This is a genomic window from Hydrogenophaga bisanensis, assembly GCF_042665135.1.
In the GTDB taxonomy this organism is placed as follows: domain Bacteria; phylum Pseudomonadota; class Gammaproteobacteria; order Burkholderiales; family Burkholderiaceae_C; genus Hydrogenophaga; species Hydrogenophaga bisanensis.
This window is the reverse complement of record NZ_JBHTBX010000002.1, coordinates 485,513-504,578: the sequence shown is the minus strand read 5'-3', so window position 1 is coordinate 504,578 and position 19,066 is coordinate 485,513. Positions and strand designations below refer to the sequence as shown.

The 19,066-nt window shown below is 62.2% G+C and carries 18 protein-coding genes; 15 read left to right on the top strand and 3 right to left on the bottom strand.

The annotated features are described in order from the left end of the window. Positions 1 to 12: 12 nt before the first annotated feature. Together ACFQNJ_RS05080 and ACFQNJ_RS05075 are read right to left on the bottom strand one after the other, a co-directional pair. On the bottom strand, positions 13 to 996 hold the full coding sequence (locus ACFQNJ_RS05080) for an HpcH/HpaI aldolase/citrate lyase family protein (RefSeq protein WP_382254448.1): 984 nt from the start codon (positions 994 to 996) through the stop codon (positions 13 to 15). 26 nt (positions 997 to 1,022) lie between these two features. After that, a complete protein-coding gene (locus ACFQNJ_RS05075; protein WP_382254445.1) occupies positions 1,023 to 2,009 on the bottom strand; it encodes a malate dehydrogenase in 987 nt (328 codons plus the stop codon). Positions 2,010 to 2,243: 234 nt separating this feature from the next. On the opposite strand from ACFQNJ_RS05075, the gene ACFQNJ_RS05070 reads away from it, so the two are divergent. From ACFQNJ_RS05070 to leuB, 12 genes are all read left to right on the top strand, one after another. After that, positions 2,244 to 3,068 (top strand): GntR family transcriptional regulator, encoded by an 825-nt coding sequence (locus ACFQNJ_RS05070; RefSeq protein ID WP_382254443.1) that lies wholly within the window; start codon positions 2,244 to 2,246, stop codon positions 3,066 to 3,068. Between the two features lie 157 nt (positions 3,069 to 3,225). After that, the gene (gene sdhC, locus ACFQNJ_RS05065) at positions 3,226 to 3,657 is read left to right on the top strand and encodes a succinate dehydrogenase, cytochrome b556 subunit (RefSeq protein ID WP_382254440.1); all 432 of its coding nucleotides are present in this window, start codon (positions 3,226 to 3,228) and stop codon (positions 3,655 to 3,657) included. A 28-nt stretch (positions 3,658 to 3,685) separates the two neighbouring features. Next, positions 3,686 to 4,051: a succinate dehydrogenase, hydrophobic membrane anchor protein gene (gene sdhD / locus ACFQNJ_RS05060; protein WP_374643391.1), complete on the top strand. Its 366-nt coding sequence runs from the start codon at positions 3,686 to 3,688 to the stop codon at positions 4,049 to 4,051. A 3-nt stretch (positions 4,052 to 4,054) separates the two neighbouring features. Beyond that, positions 4,055 to 5,857 (top strand): succinate dehydrogenase flavoprotein subunit, encoded by a 1,803-nt coding sequence (gene sdhA / locus ACFQNJ_RS05055; protein ID WP_374643389.1) that lies wholly within the window; start codon positions 4,055 to 4,057, stop codon positions 5,855 to 5,857. 31 nt (positions 5,858 to 5,888) lie between these two features. Continuing rightward, positions 5,889 to 6,593, top strand: a complete 705-nt coding sequence (locus ACFQNJ_RS05050) for a succinate dehydrogenase iron-sulfur subunit (protein WP_374643387.1) — start codon at positions 5,889 to 5,891, stop codon at positions 6,591 to 6,593. A 14-nt stretch (positions 6,594 to 6,607) separates the two neighbouring features. Further along, complete coding sequence (locus tag ACFQNJ_RS05045; protein WP_382254435.1) at positions 6,608 to 6,913, top strand: FAD assembly factor SdhE; 306 nt, start codon at positions 6,608 to 6,610, stop codon at positions 6,911 to 6,913. A gap of 24 nt (positions 6,914 to 6,937) precedes the next feature. After that, a complete protein-coding gene (gene gltA, locus ACFQNJ_RS05040; protein ID WP_382254432.1) occupies positions 6,938 to 8,248 on the top strand; it encodes a citrate synthase in 1,311 nt (436 codons plus the stop codon). A 224-nt stretch (positions 8,249 to 8,472) separates the two neighbouring features. Further along, entirely contained in the window at positions 8,473 to 9,414 is a 942-nt protein-coding gene (locus ACFQNJ_RS05035; RefSeq protein WP_382254429.1) for a LysR family transcriptional regulator, read from the top strand. Between the two features lie 32 nt (positions 9,415 to 9,446). Next, positions 9,447 to 10,868 carry a 3-isopropylmalate dehydratase large subunit gene (leuC, locus tag ACFQNJ_RS05030; RefSeq protein WP_382254427.1) on the top strand — a complete coding sequence of 474 codons (1,422 nt, stop codon included), beginning with the start codon at positions 9,447 to 9,449 and terminating at the stop codon, positions 10,866 to 10,868. Between the two features lie 35 nt (positions 10,869 to 10,903). Continuing rightward, complete coding sequence (locus tag ACFQNJ_RS05025; RefSeq protein ID WP_382254424.1) at positions 10,904 to 11,158, top strand: hypothetical protein; 255 nt, start codon at positions 10,904 to 10,906, stop codon at positions 11,156 to 11,158. An 11-nt stretch (positions 11,159 to 11,169) separates the two neighbouring features. Continuing rightward, positions 11,170 to 11,817, top strand: a complete 648-nt coding sequence (gene leuD, locus ACFQNJ_RS05020) for a 3-isopropylmalate dehydratase small subunit (protein ID WP_374643450.1) — start codon at positions 11,170 to 11,172, stop codon at positions 11,815 to 11,817. Between the two features lie 22 nt (positions 11,818 to 11,839). Then, complete coding sequence (gene leuB / locus ACFQNJ_RS05015; protein ID WP_382254422.1) at positions 11,840 to 12,910, top strand: 3-isopropylmalate dehydrogenase; 1,071 nt, start codon at positions 11,840 to 11,842, stop codon at positions 12,908 to 12,910. A 62-nt stretch (positions 12,911 to 12,972) separates the two neighbouring features. Here the strand turns inward: leuB and ACFQNJ_RS05010 are convergent, their stop codons facing one another. Further along, positions 12,973 to 14,133, bottom strand: a complete 1,161-nt coding sequence (locus ACFQNJ_RS05010) for a GGDEF domain-containing protein (RefSeq protein WP_382254620.1) — start codon at positions 14,131 to 14,133, stop codon at positions 12,973 to 12,975. A gap of 583 nt (positions 14,134 to 14,716) precedes the next feature. On the opposite strand from ACFQNJ_RS05010, the gene ACFQNJ_RS05005 reads away from it, so the two are divergent. The 3 genes from ACFQNJ_RS05005 to ACFQNJ_RS04995 are packed head-to-tail and all read left to right on the top strand — an operon-like array spanning position 14,717 to position 18,986. Further along, entirely contained in the window at positions 14,717 to 16,615 is a 1,899-nt protein-coding gene (locus tag ACFQNJ_RS05005; RefSeq protein ID WP_382254419.1) for a glycosyltransferase, read from the top strand. Positions 16,616 to 16,617: 2 nt separating this feature from the next. Further along, entirely contained in the window at positions 16,618 to 17,304 is a 687-nt protein-coding gene (gene bcsS, locus ACFQNJ_RS05000; RefSeq protein WP_382254416.1) for a cellulose biosynthesis protein BcsS, read from the top strand. A gap of 23 nt (positions 17,305 to 17,327) precedes the next feature. After that, entirely contained in the window at positions 17,328 to 18,986 is a 1,659-nt protein-coding gene (locus ACFQNJ_RS04995; protein WP_382254413.1) for an HD domain-containing phosphohydrolase, read from the top strand. The last annotated feature ends 80 nt before the right edge of the window (positions 18,987 to 19,066 follow it).

The window sequence follows — 19,066 nt, the reverse complement described above, 5'->3', positions numbered from 1 at the left end:
GTTGGAATGGGGTCATGCAAGAAACCAGCCACGCACCGTTTCGGGCAAAGGGTGCCCGGTCTGGTGCGCGCGCTCGATCACTTGCCAGAAATAGCGGTAGCTGGCGCGGTCGTGCAGCCGTCCGTGGTGCTGCACCGGCGCCCAGTTGGCAGCAGCGGCAGCTTCAATGATGGATACCGCCGTATCGATCTCGGATTCGGCCGGCGAAAACGCCGCCAGGATCGGCCGGATCTGGTCCGGGTGGATGCTCCACATGCGGGTGTAACCCAGTTCGGTGGCCGCCTTGCGCGCGGCATCCTGCAGGGCAGGCAGGTCCTTGAACTCGGTCACCACGTTGTGCGAAGGCACCTTGCCATGGGCGTGGCAAGCTGCGGCCATCTCCAGCTTGGCGCGCAGCACATGCGGGTGACTGAACTGGCCGGCCAGGGTCATGGCCGAGGACGGGATGGCCCCGCCGTGGGCCGAGACGAAGTCCATCAGACCAAAGCTCAGCGACGCGACGCGCGGATGGGCCGCAATATCGAAGGCCCGGTGCACCGCCGCCGGCGACTCGATCAGCACATGCAGCGGCAGCGCCGAAGCTCCCGCCGCATCCAGCGCGGCCACGGCCCGCTCCACGTCGGCCAGCGACTCGACCTTGGGCACCATCAGGTGGCACAGGCGCGCGCCGGCACGCCCGGCAATGGTGGCCACGTCGGCCTCGAAATGCGGGTGATCGACCGGATGGACGCGTGCGGCCACACGGGCGCCGGCCGGGGCACCCAGCGCCAGCTCGGTCACCAGGGCCGCGTGCTCGGCTTCGCCGCCGACAGGGGCGCCGTCCTCGCAGTCGAGCGTGACATCGAAGACGCAGGTGCCGAATTCGGCGGTCAGCTCGGCCTGCAGCTGCAGGCTCTTGCGCATCCGCGCCTCGACACCGCTGTAGTGGTCACAGACCGGCAGCGCAAATGCGCCGGCCTGAGCCCCTGCAAGGATGTCGCGCGGATGCGGCTTCACGGATGAGTTACCAAGTGGTTACCAACTCACAGCAGGTGCTTGACGCCGTCCTTCTCGCCCTCGAGCTCGGCCAGGGTCTTGTTGATGCACTCTTGCGAGAACTCGTCGATGGGCAGACCTTCGACGATCTTGTACTCGCCGCCTTCGCAGGTGACGGGGTAACCGAACATGACTTCCTTGGGAATGCCGTATTCGCCGTTGGACGGGATGCCCATCGTGACCCACTTGCCGTTGGTGCCCAGGGCCCAGTCGCGCATGTGGTCGATGGCGGCGTTGGCGGCCGAGGCGGCCGACGACAGGCCGCGGGCGGCGATGATGGCAGCGCCACGCTTGCCCACGGTGGGCAGGAACACGTCACGGTTCCACTCGTGGTCGTTGATGGTGTCCTTGACGGACTTGCCGTTCACGGTGGCGAAACGGTAGTCGGCGTACATGGTGGGCGAGTGGTTGCCCCACACAGCCAGCTTCTCGATGTCGCCCACGGCGCAGCCGATCTTGGCGGCGATCTGCGAGGCGGCGCGGTTGTGGTCCAGGCGCAGCATGGCGGTGAAGTTCTTGGCCGGCAGGTCGGGGGCCGACTTCATGGCGATGTAGGCGTTGGTGTTGGCGGGGTTGCCGACGACCAGCACCTTGACGTTGCGCGAAGCCACGGCGTTCAGAGCCTTGCCCTGGGCGGTGAAGATCTGGGCGTTGGCGGCCAGCAGGTCAGCACGCTCCATGCCGGGGCCACGGGGACGGGCGCCGACCAGCAGGGCGTAGTCGGTGTCCTTGAAGGCGGTCATCGGGTCGCTGTGGGCTTCGATGCCGGCCAGCAGCGGGAAGGCGCAATCTTCCAGTTCCATGATCACGCCCTTGAGCGCGTTCTGGGCCTTCTCGTCCGGAATCTCCAGCAGTTGCAGGATCACGGGCTGGTCCTTGCCCAGCATTTCGCCAGAGGCGATGCGGAACAGCAGGGCGTAACCGATCTGGCCAGCGGCGCCGGTGACGGCAACTCGGACGGGCTTCTTGCTCATGTGAGAACTCCAGGTAAGGACGTGATGAAAGTGGATGTGCGGTGGGGTGATCACCCCTGACGGCGCCCACAGAGGTGCGGGAAAACCCGAAAAACGTGGTGCAAGGTCAACCGCCAAGTGTACCCGTGACCCAACAGGTCGGTCAATTTGTCTTATGTCTTATATAAGATATCATTGGCATCTGTGACAGATGCGCGACGGTACGCCGCGGTCCGGTCCCACAGACTCCCAGCCATGCCCCAGAACTCCAGTCTTCAACCCGATTCCACCGTCAGCGACGGCCGCCCTGCCGTCGCCGAAGGTCCTGGTGAAACCGGCGTGGCCAGCACCTCCACACCCGCCTTCAGCCCCCTGTACCAGCAGATCAAGACCCTGATCCTGCGCAGCCTGCAGGCCGGCGAATGGAAGCCCGGTGACGTCATCCCGAGCGAGATCGAACTGGCCGCCCGCTACCGCGTCAGCCAGGGCACCGTGCGCAAGGCCATCGACGAACTGGCCAACGACAACCTGCTGGTGCGCCGGCAGGGCAAGGGCACCTTTGTGGCCACGCACGCCGAACAGCACATCCAGTACCGATTCCTGCGGGTCCTGCCCGACCAGGGCAACCCGGACAGCCAGGGACCGGCCGAACGCCAGATCGTCGACTTCCGCCGGCTGCGTGCGCCCGCCGAAGTGGCGCGCCAGCTCAACCTGCGCACCGGCGACCCGGTCTTGCAGGTCCGGCGGGTCCTTGCCTTTACCGGGACGCCTGCCATTCTGGAAGATCTCTGGCTGCCCGGAGGCCCGTTCAAGGGCCTGACACTGGAAACCCTGGCCGCCAACAAGGGCCCCATGTACGCCCTGTTCGAAACCGAACTGGGCGTGCGGATGGTTCGAGCCACCGAGAAGGTCAAGGCCGTGATCGCGGACACCGAAACCGGCCCCCTTCTTGGCGTGCCGACGGGCCACCCCCTGCTCAGTGTTGAACGTCTGGCCTACACCTACAACGACGTACCCATGGAGCTTCGGCGCGGGCTGTACCGCACCGAAACGAGGCACTATCACAACGAATTGAGCTGAAATGAACTCCCTGGGGTATTTAGCCGACCGGAATGCCCGAGCAATGAGCCCGGTGTCAGCTTCGGGCATGGTGCGTTGCAATAGAATTTGCCGGCCCCTGGTTTGAGTTACCAGCGCGTTACAACCCCGACTCCGTACACCGGAAGAAAGCCCCACCATGTCCGAGTTGACCAAGAAGCGGCCCGAGTTCCGCAACATCAATGCCTTCAAGGACCTGACCACCTACCGGCTCCCCGTCGCCGGCTGGGTGTCGATCCTGCACCGCGTCAGTGGCGCGCTGATGTTCCTGCTGCTGCCGCTGATCGTCTGGATGTTCGACACCTCGGTGTCCTCAGAGATTTCTCACGGTACCTTCACGGCGGCCTTTGATGCCGGTATCGGTTTTGTGCCGGGCTGGTTCGTCAAGCTGGTCACGCTGGCCATCATCTGGGCCTACCTGCACCACCTGATTGCCGGCCTGCGTCACCTCTACATGGACATGACGCACTCCGTCACCAAGGAGTTCGGCAAGTCTTCGGCCATCTTCACGCTGGCGCTGTCCATCGGACTGACCGTGGTCCTGGGTGCCAAGCTGTTCGGCCTGTACTGAGCGCCCACGAACTACAAGAGGTAATCCCATGTCCGTCAACTATGGTTCCAAACGCGTCGTCACCGGCGCCCATTACGGTCTGCGCGACTGGCTGGCCCAGCGCATCACTGCAGCCCTCTTCGCGCTGCTGACCCTCATCGTGCTGGTCAAGGTCCTGCTGACCAGCGGCCCGCTGGGCTATGAAGGCTGGGCCGGCATCTTTGCCCCCCAGTGGATGAAGGCGCTCACATTCGCCGTGTTCATTGCCATTGCCTACCACATCTGGATCGGCATGCGCGACATCTGGATGGACTACGTCAAGCCCACCGGCATCCGCCTGGCCCTGCACATCTTCACCATCGTCTGGCTCGTGGCCTGCCTGGGCTGGGCTGTTCAAGTTCTCTGGAGGCTCTGATTCATGACCACCACCGCATCCCTTCCCAAGCGCAAGTTCGACGTGGTCATCGTCGGAGCCGGCGGCTCCGGCATGCGTGCCTCCCTGCAGCTGGCCCGCGCCGGCCTCAAGGTGGCCGTGCTCTCCAAGGTCTTCCCGACCCGCTCCCACACCGTGGCCGCCCAGGGCGGCGTGTCCGCCTCGCTGGGCAACATGAGCGAAGACAGCTGGGAATACCACTTCTACGACACCGTCAAGGGCTCCGACTGGCTCGGTGACCAGGACGCGATCGAGTTCATGTGCCGTGAGGCACCCAAGGTCGTGTACGAGCTCGAGCACTTCGGCATGCCCTTCGACCGCAACCCGGACGGCACCATCTACCAGCGTCCGTTCGGTGGCCACACCGCCAACTACGGCGAAAAGCCGGTGCAGCGTGCCTGCGCTGCAGCCGACCGGACCGGTCACGCGATGCTGCACACGCTGTACCAGGCCAACGTGTCGGCACGCACCACCTTCTTCGTCGAATGGATGGCGCTGGACCTGATCCGCGATGCCGACGGCGACTGCGTGGGCGTGACCGCCCTGGAAATGGAAACGGGCGACGTCTACGTGCTCGAAGCCAAGACCGTGCTGCTGGCCACCGGTGGTGCCGGCCGCATCTACCAGTCCTCGACCAACGCCTTCATCAACACCGGCGACGGCCTGGGCATGGCCTCGCGTGCCGGCATCGCCCTGCAGGACATGGAGTTCTGGCAGTTCCACCCGACCGGCGTCGCCGGTGCCGGCGTGCTGCTGACCGAAGGCTGCCGCGGTGAAGGCGCCATCCTGCTCAACAGCAACGGCGAGCGCTTCATGGAGCGCTACGCGCCAACGCTGAAGGATCTGGCCCCGCGCGACTTCGTCTCGCGCTGCATGGGCCAGGAAATCCTGGAAGGCCGTGGCTGCGGTCCCAACAAGGACTACATCCACATGAAGCTGGACCACCTCGGTGCCGAGACGATCCGCAAGCGCCTGCCCTCGGTGGAAGAGATCGGTCACAACTTCGCCAACGTGGACATCACCCGCGAGCCAATCCCGGTCGTGCCCACCATCCACTACCAGATGGGCGGCATCCCGACCAACATCCACGGCCAGGTCGTCGAAACGGTCAATGGCCAGGACCGCCCGGTCAATGGCCTGTACGCGGTGGGCGAGTGCTCCTGCGTCTCGGTGCACGGCGCCAACCGCCTGGGCACCAACTCCCTGCTGGACCTGCTGGTCTTCGGCAAGGCAGCCGGCAACCACATCGTGGCCAACGTCAACCCCAAGCAGGAGCACAAGCCCCTGCCCAAGGATGCCGCCGACCAGACCCTGGCCCGCCTGGCCCGTCTGGACAGCTGCAAGGACGGCGAGTACGCGCAGGACGTCGCCAACGACATGCGCGCCATCATGCAGACGCATGCCGGCGTGTTCCGCAGCCAGGAATCCATGGACGAAGGCGTGCGCAAGATCAACGCGCTGCGCGACCGCGTCGCCAACATCGGTCTGAAGGACAACTCCAAGGTCTTCAACACCGCGCGCATCGAAGCGCTGGAAGTCGAGAACCTGATGGAAGCCGCCCAGGCCACCATGACCAGCGCCGCTGCCCGCAAGGAGTGCCGTGGCGCTCACCTGGTGCGCGACTACGAGCACGACGTCAACCACCCGACCTGCCCGCTGGGCCGCAATGACGCCGAGTGGATGAAGCACACCCTGTGGTTCAAGGACGGCAACCGCCTGGACTACAAGCCGGTGCGCATGAAGCCCCTGACGGCCGAGACCGTGCCGCCCAAGCCACGTACTTTCTGACCGGAACGCGCGAACACAAGGAACCTGAAAAATGGCACAACGCACTTTCAAGATCTACCGCTACGATCCGGACAAGGATGCCAAGCCGTACATGCAGACCATCCAGGTCGAGCTCGACGGTACCGAGCGCATGCTGCTGGACGCCCTGGTCAAGCTCAAGGCCGTGGACCCCACGCTGTCTTTCCGCCGCTCCTGCCGCGAGGGTGTCTGTGGCTCGGACGCCATGAACATCAACGGCAAGAACGGTCTGGCCTGCCTGACCAACCTGAACACGCTCAAGGGCGACATCGTCCTCAAGCCGCTGCCCGGCCTGCCGGTTGTGCGCGACCTGATCGTGGACATGACGCTGTTCTTCAAGCAGTACCACTCGATCAAGCCCTACCTGATCAACGAGACGCCCGCCCCCGAGCGCGAGCGCCTGCAGAGCCCTGAAGAGCGCGAAGAGCTCAACGGCCTGTACGAGTGCATCCTGTGCGCCAGCTGCTCCACCAGCTGCCCCAGCTTCTGGTGGAACCCCGACAAGTTCGTCGGCCCGGCCGGTCTGCTGCAAGCCTATCGTTTCATCGCCGACAGCCGCGACCAGGCCACCGCCGAGCGGCTGGACAACCTGGAAGATCCGTACCGCCTGTTCCGTTGCCACACCATCATGAACTGTGTGGACGTCTGCCCCAAGAGCCTGAACCCCACCAAGGCAATTGGCAAGATCAAGGAACTGATGGTCCGCCGCGCGGTGTGATCACGCTACCCCACATGGCCGACAGCACCACCTCCCTGCCTTCGCCCGACGCGATGCTCGACGAGCGCGCGTTGAGCAAGCTGCGGTGGCGCTGTCGCCGTGGCCTGCTCGAGAACGACCTGTTCATCGAGCGCTTCTTTGCCAGGCACGAATCTGGCTTGACGGTCCGCCAAGCCGACGCGCTGGGTGTTCTCATGGATCTGTCCGACAACGATCTGCTGGATCTGCTGCTCGGACGCAAGGAACCCCAGGGCGATCAGGCCCACCCGGACGTGATGCAGGTGCTTGGCCTGCTGCGCGCTGCCCGCCAACCCGTTTGAGTCATCCCGATAAGGAAACCGCACATGAAACTCGCCGACAACAAAGCCACCCTGTCGTTCTCCAACGGCAGCCCCAGCGTCGAGATGCCGATCTACCAGGGCAGCATCGGCCCGGATGTCATCGACATCCGCAAGCTGTACGCGCAGACCGGCATGTTCACCTACGACCCCGGTTTCCTGTCCACCGCCTCCTGCCAGTCGGCCATCACTTACATCGACGGCGACAAGGGTGAGCTGCTCTACCGCGGCTACCCGATCGAGCAGCTGGCCACGCAAGCCGACTACCTCGACACCTGCTTCCTGCTGCTCAACGGCGAACTGCCCAACGAGCAGGAGCGCGGCGACTTCCACAAGCTCGTCATCAACCACACGATGGTCAACGAGCAGATGCAGTTCTTCCTGCGCGGTTTCCGCCGTGACGCGCACCCGATGGCCGTGCTGACCGGTCTGGTCGGCGCCCTGTCGGCCTTCTATCACGACAGCACCGACATCAACAATCCGGAGCACCGCCGCATCGCGGCCATCCGCCTGATTGCCAAGATGCCGACGCTGGTCGCCATGGCCTACAAGTACGGCATCGGCCAGCCCTACATGTACCCGCGCAACGACCTGTCCTATGCCGGCAACTTCCTGCGCATGATGTTCGGCACGCCCTGCGAGGACTACAAGGTCAACCCGGTGCTCGAGCGTGCTCTGGACCGCATCTTCATCCTGCACGCCGACCACGAGCAGAACGCCTCCACCTCGACGGTCCGCCTGTGCGGCTCGTCGGGCACCAACCCATTTGCCGCCATTGCGGCTGGCGTGGCCTGCCTGTGGGGCCCCTCGCACGGCGGCGCCAACGAGGCCTGCCTGAACATGCTCGAAGAGATCCAGGCCAGCGGTGGCGTGGCCAAGGTCGGCGAGTTCATGAACCAGGTCAAGGACAAGAACAGCGGCGTTAAGCTGATGGGCTTCGGCCACCGCGTGTACAAGAACTACGACCCCCGCGCCAAGCTGATGCAGGAAACCTGCAACGAGGTGCTGCAGGAACTGGGTCTGGAAAACGATCCGCTGTTCAAGCTGGCCAAGGAGCTGGAGAAGATTGCCCTGGAAGACGACTACTTCGTGCAGCGCAAGCTCTACCCGAACGTGGACTTCTACTCCGGCATCGTGCAGCGGGCCATCGGCATCCCGGTCAGCCTGTTCACCGGCATCTTTGCCCTGGCCCGCACCGTCGGCTGGATCGCCCAGCTCAACGAAATGCTGGCCGACCCCGAGTACAAGATCGGCCGTCCGCGCCAGCTGTTCACCGGCTCGCCCCGCCGTGACGTGCCCGCCGGATTTAAACGATAACCCCCTGCGCCGCTTCGCGGCTTCCCCCTTGAAAGGGGGACCACACCAGCGGCCCGGCCAAGCCGGTTCCGCGGTGTGTGCCGAAGAAGGCACTTCACTCGAACCCGCTCACCTCTGGTGGCGGGTTTTGTTTTTGCGGGGTCTGACATCGTGATTCACGATGTATCCAACCCAACAAAAGAGGGAGAATCCCGAAAGTCATCTTGAAACACGATGACCTTCCCATGAACGCACCCGACCGCGCCTTCACCCGCCGCCTAGACCTGACCACGCTGCAACTCTTTGTGGCGGTGTGTGAGCGCGGCAGCATTGGCAAGGCGGCCGAGAACGAGTTCATGGCCCCCTCGGCGGTCAGCAAGCGCCTGTCCGACCTCGAAGCCACGGTCGGCACCTCCCTTTTCCTGCGGCACGCCCGGGGCGTCACGCCGACGCCGGCGGGCCAGAGCCTGCTCCACCACGCCCGATCGGTCCTGTTCAGCCTGGACAAGATGCAGGGTGAACTCGCCGAGTACGCACATGGCGTGCGCGGTCATGTCCGGGTCCACGCCAACATCTCGGCCATCGTGCAGTTTCTCCCGGAAGACCTGGGCAGCTTCATCCGGGATCACGATGCCATCAAGATCGACCTGGAAGAGCACCTGTCCACCGAGGTACTGCGGGCGGTGCAGGAAGGCGCTGCCGACCTGGGCATCTGCCATGTCGGTGTCGCCGGTGCGGGCACTGAGCTGCAGACCCTGCCTTATCGCCAGGACCGACTGGTGCTCATCGTTCCCCAGGGACACCCCCTGGCGAACCAAACCCGGATGGCATTCGCGGACAGTCTCGAGTTTGACCATGTCGGTCTGCATGCCAACAGCTCGATCTACCTGGCCATGAATGAGGCCGCCCATCGGGCCGGGCGCGGCATCCGCCTGCGCATCCGTGTCACGGGGCTGGACGCCATGTGCCGCATGATCCACAACGGTCTGGGCGTCGGGTTGATGCCCCGCCGGGCCTTCGACCTGATGCATGGGGTTGGCCACCTGAGCGCCATTGATCTGACCGATGCATGGGCGACCCGGCGCATCGATCTGGTAGCCCGCGATTTCTCCAGCCTGCCCGTCAGCGCACGGCTGCTGGTGGACCACCTGTCCTCCCGGGCCGGCGACGGTCCCACACCCACCTAGAATTTCAGTTCCCCACAGGAGTACCCCCACCCATGGCACGCACCCTCTACGACAAGATCTGGGACGAACATGTCGTCCACACCGAGGAAGACGGCACCTCCGTCCTGTACATCGACCGCCATCTGGTGCACGAAGTCACCAGCCCCCAGGCCTATGAAGGCCTGCGCCAGGCGGGCCGCAAGGTCTGGCGCGTGAGCTCGGTGGTGGCCACCGCCGACCACAACACGCCCACCACCGGCTGGGAACTTGGCTACGACGGCATCGCCGATCCGATCAGCAAGGAACAGATCGTCACCCTGGACAGCAACATCCAGGAGTTCGGTGCCGCCGCCTTCTTCCCCTTCATGTCCAAGCGCCAGGGTATCGTGCATGTCATCGGACCCGAGAACGGCGCCACGCTGCCCGGGATGACCGTGGTCTGCGGTGACTCGCACACCTCCACGCATGGGGCCTTCGGCGCCCTGGCCCACGGCATCGGCACGTCGGAAGTCGAGCACGTGCTGGCCACGCAGACCCTGCTGGCCAAAAAGGCCAGAAACATGCTGATCAAGGTGGAAGGCCAGTTGCCCAAGGGCTGCACCGCCAAGGACATCGTGCTGGCCATCATCGGCAAGATCGGCACGGCGGGCGGTACCGGCTACACCATCGAATTCGCCGGCAGCGCCATCCGCGCGCTGTCCATGGAAGGCCGCATGACGGTCTGCAACATGGCCATCGAGGGTGGCGCGCGCGCCGGTCTGGTGGCCGTGGACGACAAGACCATCGAATACGTCAAGGGTCGCCCCCTGGCCCCCACGGGCGTGGAGTGGGATCAGGCGGTTGCCTACTGGAAGACCTTGCATTCCGACCCGGATGCCGTCTTCGACACCGTGGTCGAACTCGATGCCAGCCAGATCCTGCCGCAGGTGACCTGGGGCACCTCGCCGGAGATGGTGCTGGACGTCACCGCCGCCGTCCCTGACCCCGACAAGGAAAAGGATCCGAACAAGCGCAACGCCATGGAGCGTGCGCTCACCTACATGGGTCTTCAACCGGGCAAGCCGCTGGCCGACATCCACGTCGACAAGGTCTTCATCGGCTCGTGCACCAACAGCCGTATCGAGGACATGCGCGAGGCCGCTGCCGTGGTGAAGAAACTGGGCCAGAAGGTCGCGAAGAACGTGAAGCTGGCGATGGTGGTTCCAGGATCGGGTCTGGTCAAGGAACAGGCCGAGCGCGAAGGTCTCCATGAAGTCTTCCGGGCCGCGGGCTTCGAATGGCGGGAACCCGGCTGCTCGATGTGTCTGGCCATGAACGCCGACCGCCTGGAACCCGGCGAGCGCTGCGCTTCCACCAGCAACCGCAACTTTGAAGGCCGTCAGGGCGCTGGTGGCCGAACCCACCTGGTTTCCCCGGCCATGGCCGCCGCCGCTGCCATTCACGGCCACTTCGTCGATATCCGGACCATCGCCTGAGCCACGTCCCGAGCCCTTCTCACTGGAGTCCCCTCATGCCAACGTTCAAGCCTTTGCTCAACCTCATCACCGTCGCCGCGCTGACGTCGCTGGCTGCCTGCAACACCGTGCAAGGCGTCAAGCAGGACGTGCATGTCGTCAAGGACAAAGCGATCGAGGTCAAGGACGTGGTGGTGGACAAGGCCATCCTGGTCAAGGACAAGGCCGTCGAAGGCGGCAAGGCCGCCGGCCAGGCGGTCGGCTCCGGCCTGGAGAAAGCCGGCGAAGCGGTCAAGGGCGCGACCAACTGACACCCAACATCATGCAGAAATTCAACCTTCACACCGGCCTCGTGGCCCCCATGGACCGCGAGAACGTCGATACCGACGCCATCATCCCCAAGCAGTTCCTCAAGTCGATCCGCAAGACCGGCTTCGGCCCCAACCTGTTCGACGAATGGCGCTACCTGGACCAGCCCGGGCAGCCCGGCGTGCCAGAGAGCCAGCGCAAGCCCAATCCGGACTTCGTGCTGAACCAGCCGCGCTACCAAGGTGCCTCCATCCTGCTGGCCCGCAAGAACTTTGGCTGCGGCTCCAGCCGAGAGCATGCCCCCTGGGCCATTGACCAGTACGGTTTCCGCGCGGTCATTGCCCCCAGCTTCGCGGACATCTTCTTCAACAACTGCTTCAAGAACGGCCTGCTGCCCATCGTGCTCGGCGAATCCCAGGTCGACCAGCTGTTCAACGAAGTAGCCGCCTTCCCGGGCTACCAGCTGACCATCGACCTGGAGCGCCAGGTCATCGTCAAGCCGCAGGGTGAGGAAATTCCCTTCGAGGTCAACGCCTTCCGCAAGTACTGCCTGATCAACGGGCTGGACGACATCGGCCTGACGTTGCGCCACAAGGACAAGATCGAGGCGTTCGAAAAGCAGCGTCTGGCGACCAAACCGTGGCTCGCCCACACCATGTAACTCTCTTCAACAGCAAGCCACAATGAAAATCGCAGTTCTCCCCGGTGACGGCATCGGCACCGAAATCGTCGCCGAAGCGGTGAAGGTCCTGAAGACCTTAGACCTGAAGTTCGAGATGGAATCGGCCCTGGTCGGTGGCGCCGCCTACGACGCGCACGGCCACCCGCTGCCCGAGTCCACACTCAAGCTGGCCAAGGAGGCGGACGCCATCCTGTTCGGCGCCGTCGGCGACTGGAAATACGACAAGCTGGACCGTCCGCTGCGCCCCGAGCAGGCCATCTTGGGCCTGCGCAAGAACCTGGGCCTGTTTGCCAACTTCCGCCCCGCCATCTGCTACGAACAGCTGGTGGGTGCCTCCAGCCTCAAGCCCGAGCTGGTGGCGGGCCTGGACATCCTGATCATCCGCGAGCTGACCGGTGACATCTACTTCGGCCAGCCGCGGGGCCGCCGCGAGGCTCCGGACGGCGAGTTCAAAGGTGCACCAGAGGCTTTTGACACCATGCGCTACACCAAGCCGGAAATCGAGCGCATCGCCCATGTCGCCTTCCAGGCCGCACGCAAACGCAACAAGAAGGTGACATCGGTCGACAAGGCCAACGTGCTGGAGACCTTCCAGTTCTGGAAGGACACCGTGATCGAAGTGCACGCCCAGTACCCCGACGTGGCGCTGGAGCACATGTACGTGGACAACGCGGCCATGCAACTGGTCAAGAACCCCAAGGCCTTCGACGTGGTGTTCACCGGCAACATGTTCGGTGACATCCTGTCCGACGAAGCTTCCATGCTCACGGGCTCCATCGGCATGCTGCCCTCGGCCTCGCTCAACAGCAAAAACCAGGGTCTGTACGAGCCCAGCCATGGCAGCGCGCCCGACATCGCGGGCAAGGGCATCGCCAACCCGCTGGCCACCATCCTGTCGGCCGCGATGATGCTGCGCTTCTCGCTCAACCAGGAAGAAGCCGCCCAGCGCATCGAAGCCGCCGTACAGAAGGTGCTGGCCCAGGGCCTGCGCACTGGCGACATCTGGAGCGAAGGCACGACCAAAGTGGGCACCGCACAAATGGGCGATGCGGTGGTCAAGGCCCTGGGTTGACTCACGACGCCTGGAGTGCATCTGCCCATCAGGAACCCTTGCAGTCCCTGATGGGCCTTTGACTAGGTGACCGTTTCTGGCTCATCTTGCCGGACAACCTGATTGCGCCCTCCTTTTTTGGCAAGGTACAGAGCGCGGTCGGCCAAAGACACCAGATCCTCCAGCCTCCTCGTTGTCGGGCCGAAGCCGACCACACCAATCGATGTTGTCATGCGCAGGGTATCTCCTGTCGGGAGCTGCAAGGTGCAGACCTCAATCGAGCGCCGTACCCGCTCTGCCACCACCATGGCAGCCTCCAGGGACGTGTTGGTGAGCAGCACGGCGAACTCGTCACCGCCATAGCGGGCAATCGCGTCTTGTTCGCGAATCTGCATGCGTGCCACCTCTGCCATGGACTTGAGCGCCAGATCGCCAACATCATGTCCGCGGGTGTCATTGATCTGTTTGAAGTGATCGATGTCAAACAGCATCATGCAGGCGGGTTGATGTGTCCTTGCGCTTCTGGCCAACTCATACCTGACCAGTTTCTCGAACTGTCTGCGGTTGTCCAAACCGGTCAACGCATCGGTATGCGCCAGTTGGTCCAGTACACGGTTGCTGGCCTCAAGTGACCGCTTCGCTTGCTCGTTGAGCATCGCCTGAGCGAACTCTTTTCTCCGCGAAACGGTGTTGCTCCAGCTGATGAACAGGCTGAAGAAAAACACCGGGTAGTAAACGAGCGTGAAGATCAACACGTCGTGCATGTTCGCTTTCGTCACATTCAGAACTCCTACGCCGACCACAAGGGAAATGCCCACAGACAGCATGAGTGCCGCAACGAAGCTCACCTGAATCCCGAGGTTGGCCAACACAATGAAGATCAGGGATGCGTACTGATACACAGCAGTATGGGGGTCGGTGCTTTGCGCAAGCAGCCAGAACCAGATTCCGGCGGCGCCAACGATGGAGACCGGCAGCAACACATCCATCAGCAAGACGTTCTGCAATCGGTAGAAGACCAGGTAAGTCGGCACGACCATCATCGCCACATAGCCCACCCTGAGGATCCATGACGCCAAAGCTTGATCAGCAATCACCAGCTGATCCGCCCATCCGTATGTCAGAAACGCCAGCTGTCCCAGCACATTGATGAGCAGGAGAAACCTCCGGCGGTGGCGCAACTGGTGCGCGTAGAACTCCCCGAGCAACGTGGAAGGGATGCGCGCCAGTGGGTCCCTGAGCACGCATTCCAAGGCTCTCCTCAAGCTGGAGTCACTTTCTCTGGACATGATTTGAGCAGGCTAGTCCATATGAACTATTGGCTTGCAGAAAAATGCAATATTTAGATTGAATGCAATTTAATAATTTTTCGGTTTGCATTTTGCATTATTCTGTCAAAATATCAATGTTTATATTTTGAATCAACATTGACACTTTCTGTTGATCACCTGCAGAGTTGTTGAACCACAGCCAGGTAGGGAACACCGTCCACGACAGCTGTCGACCGGCAAGAGGAAGAACATGGACCCAAACGAGACGTCCGATCAAGGTTCACGAGGCCCGGCAGCGAGCGGAGGATGCCCAGGCTCGACAAGGGTTCAAGGACCGCCATGGCACCTGCCTTGGCTCCTGGCGCTGTTCGTTGGTGCCACGGCGTTCTACTTCAGCTGGCGTCCCTCGGCCATCAACCCCGAAGCCGTTGGCCTCTCTTATGTCCTGCTGGTCGCAGAGCTGTATGGCGTTGTCATGGGCGCACTGCACATCTGGATGACCTGGCGGTTGACCGAGAGGACACCTCCCCCGCCACTGGGTCATGTCAGCATTGACGTGCTCATCCCCACCTACAACGAATCGGTCGACATCGTTCGACGCACGCTGGCTGCCGCCGTAGCCATGGACCTGCCACACACCACCTGGCTTCTGGACGACGGCAACCGCCCCGAGATGGAGCAACTCGCTCGCAGCGTGGGTGCCAAGTACCTGGCGAGAACAGACCACGCACATGCAAAGGCAGGCAACCTCAACCACGCCTTGCAACACGCAAAGGGAGACTTCGTCGCGATCTTTGACGCTGACCACGTACCCAACAAGCACTTCCTGACCAGAACTCTGGGCTACTTCCGTGACCCCGATGTCGCCTTTGTTCAGACCCCGCAGGATTTCTACAACACGGACTCATTCCAGCATCGGGAGCGCAACGCCAAAGGGCTGGTGTGGACCGAGCAGTCCTTGTTCTTTCGGGTGATCCAGCGTGGGAAGGACTTCTTCAATGCAGCCTTCTTCTGCGGAAGCTGTGCCATTGCACGCCGCTCTGCCCTGGATGGGATCGGTGGATTCGCCACCAGCACCATCACGGAAGACCTCCACACCTCGATTCGCTTGCACAAGGCCGGATGGAAATCGGTGTACCACGCCGAATCTCTTGCGTTCGGAATCGCTCCTGCCACCATGGATCCGTTCATCACACAGCGAATTCGCTGGGGTCAGGGTGCCATGCAGGTGTGGCGCCAGGAAGGACTGCTGTTCGCCAAGGGACTGACCATCGCGCAGCGCCTGAACTACTTCGCGTCTGTCTCGACCTACTTTGACGGTTGGCAGAAGGCCATTCTCTACTTCCTGCCGGTGTACTCGCTGTGGACAGGCCAGTTGCCTTTGCGAACGGACGTGGGCACGTTGATGCTTCACTGGCTGCCTTTCATTGTCCTCAACTACCTTGTGTTTGAAGAGCTGGCGCGAGGGTACGGCCGCAGCCTGTATGTGGAGCAGTACAACCTAGCCCGGTTCTTCGCGTTTGCCTACGCTACTCTCTCCCTCTTCTGGAAACGACCACTGTCCTTCAAGGTCACCGACAAGGAACACACGGGACAAAGCGGTTCAGGCGCCACCCGGCCTGTGCAGGTGGTGTATCTCCTCAATCTGACCGCCATCCCCATTGGAGTTGCCCTCTATCTGGCGTTTGGCCACATCGGACTGGAGGGCCTGATGCTGGCATGCATCTGGTCGCTCATCAACGTCGTGCTTGCCTCGTCGGTGATCCGATTCGCGGGATTCAAGACGCGCTACCGCCGAAAGAATCACCGGTTCGGGGTACCTCACGCCATTGAACTGTTCAGGGGTCCGAACAGGCTGCCCTGTGTCATCGACAACCTGTCCATTGACGGCTGCCGCATATATGGCAAGGTGCCTATCGACCTGAAAGACGATGAATGCATCAATGCGTTGCTGCATCTGCCCAATAAAGTTCTACCTCTCTCCCTGGTAGTGCGACACCGGTTCAGACAGCAACACCAAGGCACCTCTTTCATCACCGCAATCGGGTGCACTGTCGATTGGTCATCTGACACTGACAAATTGGCGCTGGAGCAATACCTGTACGGATCCGATCACCAGTGGAGCCTCAACAACCTTACCGAACAGGATCACACGCCCCTGGAAAAGGTAACTCGCTGGATCATGCGGCGTCCGGCACGTCTGCATCAGAAAGCCAGTGACTGGCAGCCCCTGATCCACACGAACGGCCAGGTGCTAGGGGTGATCTCGCAGCGCGTCGATCCGTCCAGTGGCCATGTTCGCGCCATCAGCACGGAGACACCACATTCGCATCTGATTGGCGTCATTGCGGTGGGCCGTCGGCAGAACCAGACGTTGGATCTGCGCCTGATTGACTATCGAATGGTCAGCACCCCAGCAAAGCCCTACTTTTTGTGCACCTACGCCAGGAGTTGACCATGCAGATCGCCCGTCTTTGTGCATCCCTGCCGCTGATACTCCTGACCACTCATGCTCTGGGTCAGGATCTGTGGCTGGCTGGCCTGCAAGCACAGTCTGGCGCCAGCTACGCCTATCTGGGTCGCTTGGTCCCGGCAGATGGGCGAGCCTTGGGGCAAGGCTGGGTCCATCGGTTTTGGCTGGATCACGTACGCTATGCCTATCAATCGGGAGAGATCACCATCCACGGGTTGGCTCCCGGCGCCAGCTACGGCATCGGTCATCTGGGCCGAACGGAAACTGCAAACTACGCCGCGTATGCCGGCCTGGATGTCCGGTACACACAACTCACCCCGAACGATGCGCAGAACCGAGCGAGGGGTGATGTCATCTCTCCCTATCTCGCGGCAGAAGTGGATGCTCCGCTCTGGGAGCAAACCCGGATCGAAACAGCCATCTCCGTGCTGACACGCACACGCGCCTACTGGATGCGTGCGCGTCTGCGTGCGCTGCCGGTCCTTCCCGTATCGATCGAAGTCATCAATCAGGGTGACCCCTCTTACCACAAGCGTACATTCGGGATCATCCTTCCCTCATGGAAGGGGCCAGCTGGATTCACGTATTCGGTCCGGATCGGCGCCACGCGAACTGGGCGGGAATCCAGCAAGCCATTCGTTGGCGTGGACCTGTCGGGAGCAACACCGTGACCTCAAGAAGCACAATAGCAACGTTGGCTGCCAACACCGTCTGGCTGGATATCGAAAGGAGAATTCTTTACTCCTTCTGGCTGGCGATCCCTCTTCTGTTGCTGATCCGTCTCTACAACACCGGCGGCAACCCAAGTGACCCTGTGGTCTGGATGCTCGGCACCGCATTCGCCCTGACCGCCATCGAGAGCCGCAGACTCAGTATCCAGAAGGTACACGGCCCGGCCGGTACTGGCCTGATCCTGATGGGATATGCGTCCATCGGCGCGAGCGCCTGGGTCACCAACCCTGCAGCGGCAGCCATGTGGCCAGTATTGACGTTTCTGGCCTTCATCAGGCTAAAGCCATGGCAGGCCAGCGCCCTCGCTGGCGCCTCCCTGGCGGTGTTTGTGCTCATCATGACCGCTCGGGAATCGGTCACGTCGTTCCAGATCTACCGCACCATCACCATTGGGTCGGTGATCATCATCATCTTCCAGATCTTCTTCTCGCTGATGCGCCAGACCCTGGAGGACCTGCACAGCACTCGTACCACGCTCAACAACAGCATTCGGTCACTGGTCTACGGCGTGATGCTGGTTGACGCAGACGGGAAGATCACGGTATCGAATCAGAGAGTGTCCGAGTTGCTTGATCTTCCTGACGACCTGATCAAAGCGGGTGTTCCGGAAGCAGATCTGCTCACGTTCCTGCGTCGTCGCGGTGAGCTGACCGCGCAAAGCGTGGAGACCATCCAGCTGTACGATCGGCAGTGGAGGTCCATCCCGTCAGAGACAGACGATGACGGCGCCAAGGAGTCGCTCCTGGCTCGCCTGGGCCAAGGAGAGGTGTTCGGATACTACATACGAAAAAACAACAAGGGACGGTATCTGAAGGTCACGGTCGCACCTGCTGATGACGGGGGCCACATCCGAACCTACGAAGATGTGACGGACAGTGTCTTGGTGAACCGGCAGATGCTGTCGGTCATTCAGGACATGCATCAGCTGAGAAGGAAGGACCACGCGAGATCACGCGAACAGGTCATTGAAGCTTTGTCTAAGCTGGCGAAATACCGCGACGAAGAAACTGGCGAACACATCGTTCGTACCCAGTTGTACATCCGTGCATTGGCAGACGGCCTCCGCGCGATGAATGCGTACTCTGACCAATTGAACGAATCGTTCGTGGAAACCACCGTGAAGGCCGCACCGATGCATGATCTGGGCAAAATAGGCATTCCGGACGCGATTCTCAAGAAGCCGGGTCGTCTCACGGACGACGAGATGCAGATCATGCGCACACATGCCCTGATCGGTGAGGCAACACTGAACGCCATGCGCGATAGCAACGAGGACCCGCAATCGGTCGTATCGGTAGCGGCACGTATCGCCGGCGGACACCATGAGAACTGGGATGGCAGTGGTTATCCGCGGCACCTCCAGGCGCACCAGATTCCACTGGAGGCCAGACTGATGGCCCTCGCTGACAACTACGATGCCCTCACCACAACACGTGTCTACAAGAAATCCTGGACGCACGAAGAGGCGTCTGAAGAAATCAAAAAGCTGTCGGGTGCCAAATTTGATCCGCTGCTGGTCGACGCATTTCTGCTTCAGGAAGACCAGTTTCGCGCGATTGCTCTGCGATTCAAAGACACCGCCGCCGCCCCTGTGTCTGGGACAATGCCCACACCGGCGTAAGGCTCCATCAAGGCAGCCTGCGTTAGAATCTCCATATGTGTGTCGCTCGCCCGTTCGCCCTGAACCTCTCACCCGCCGCC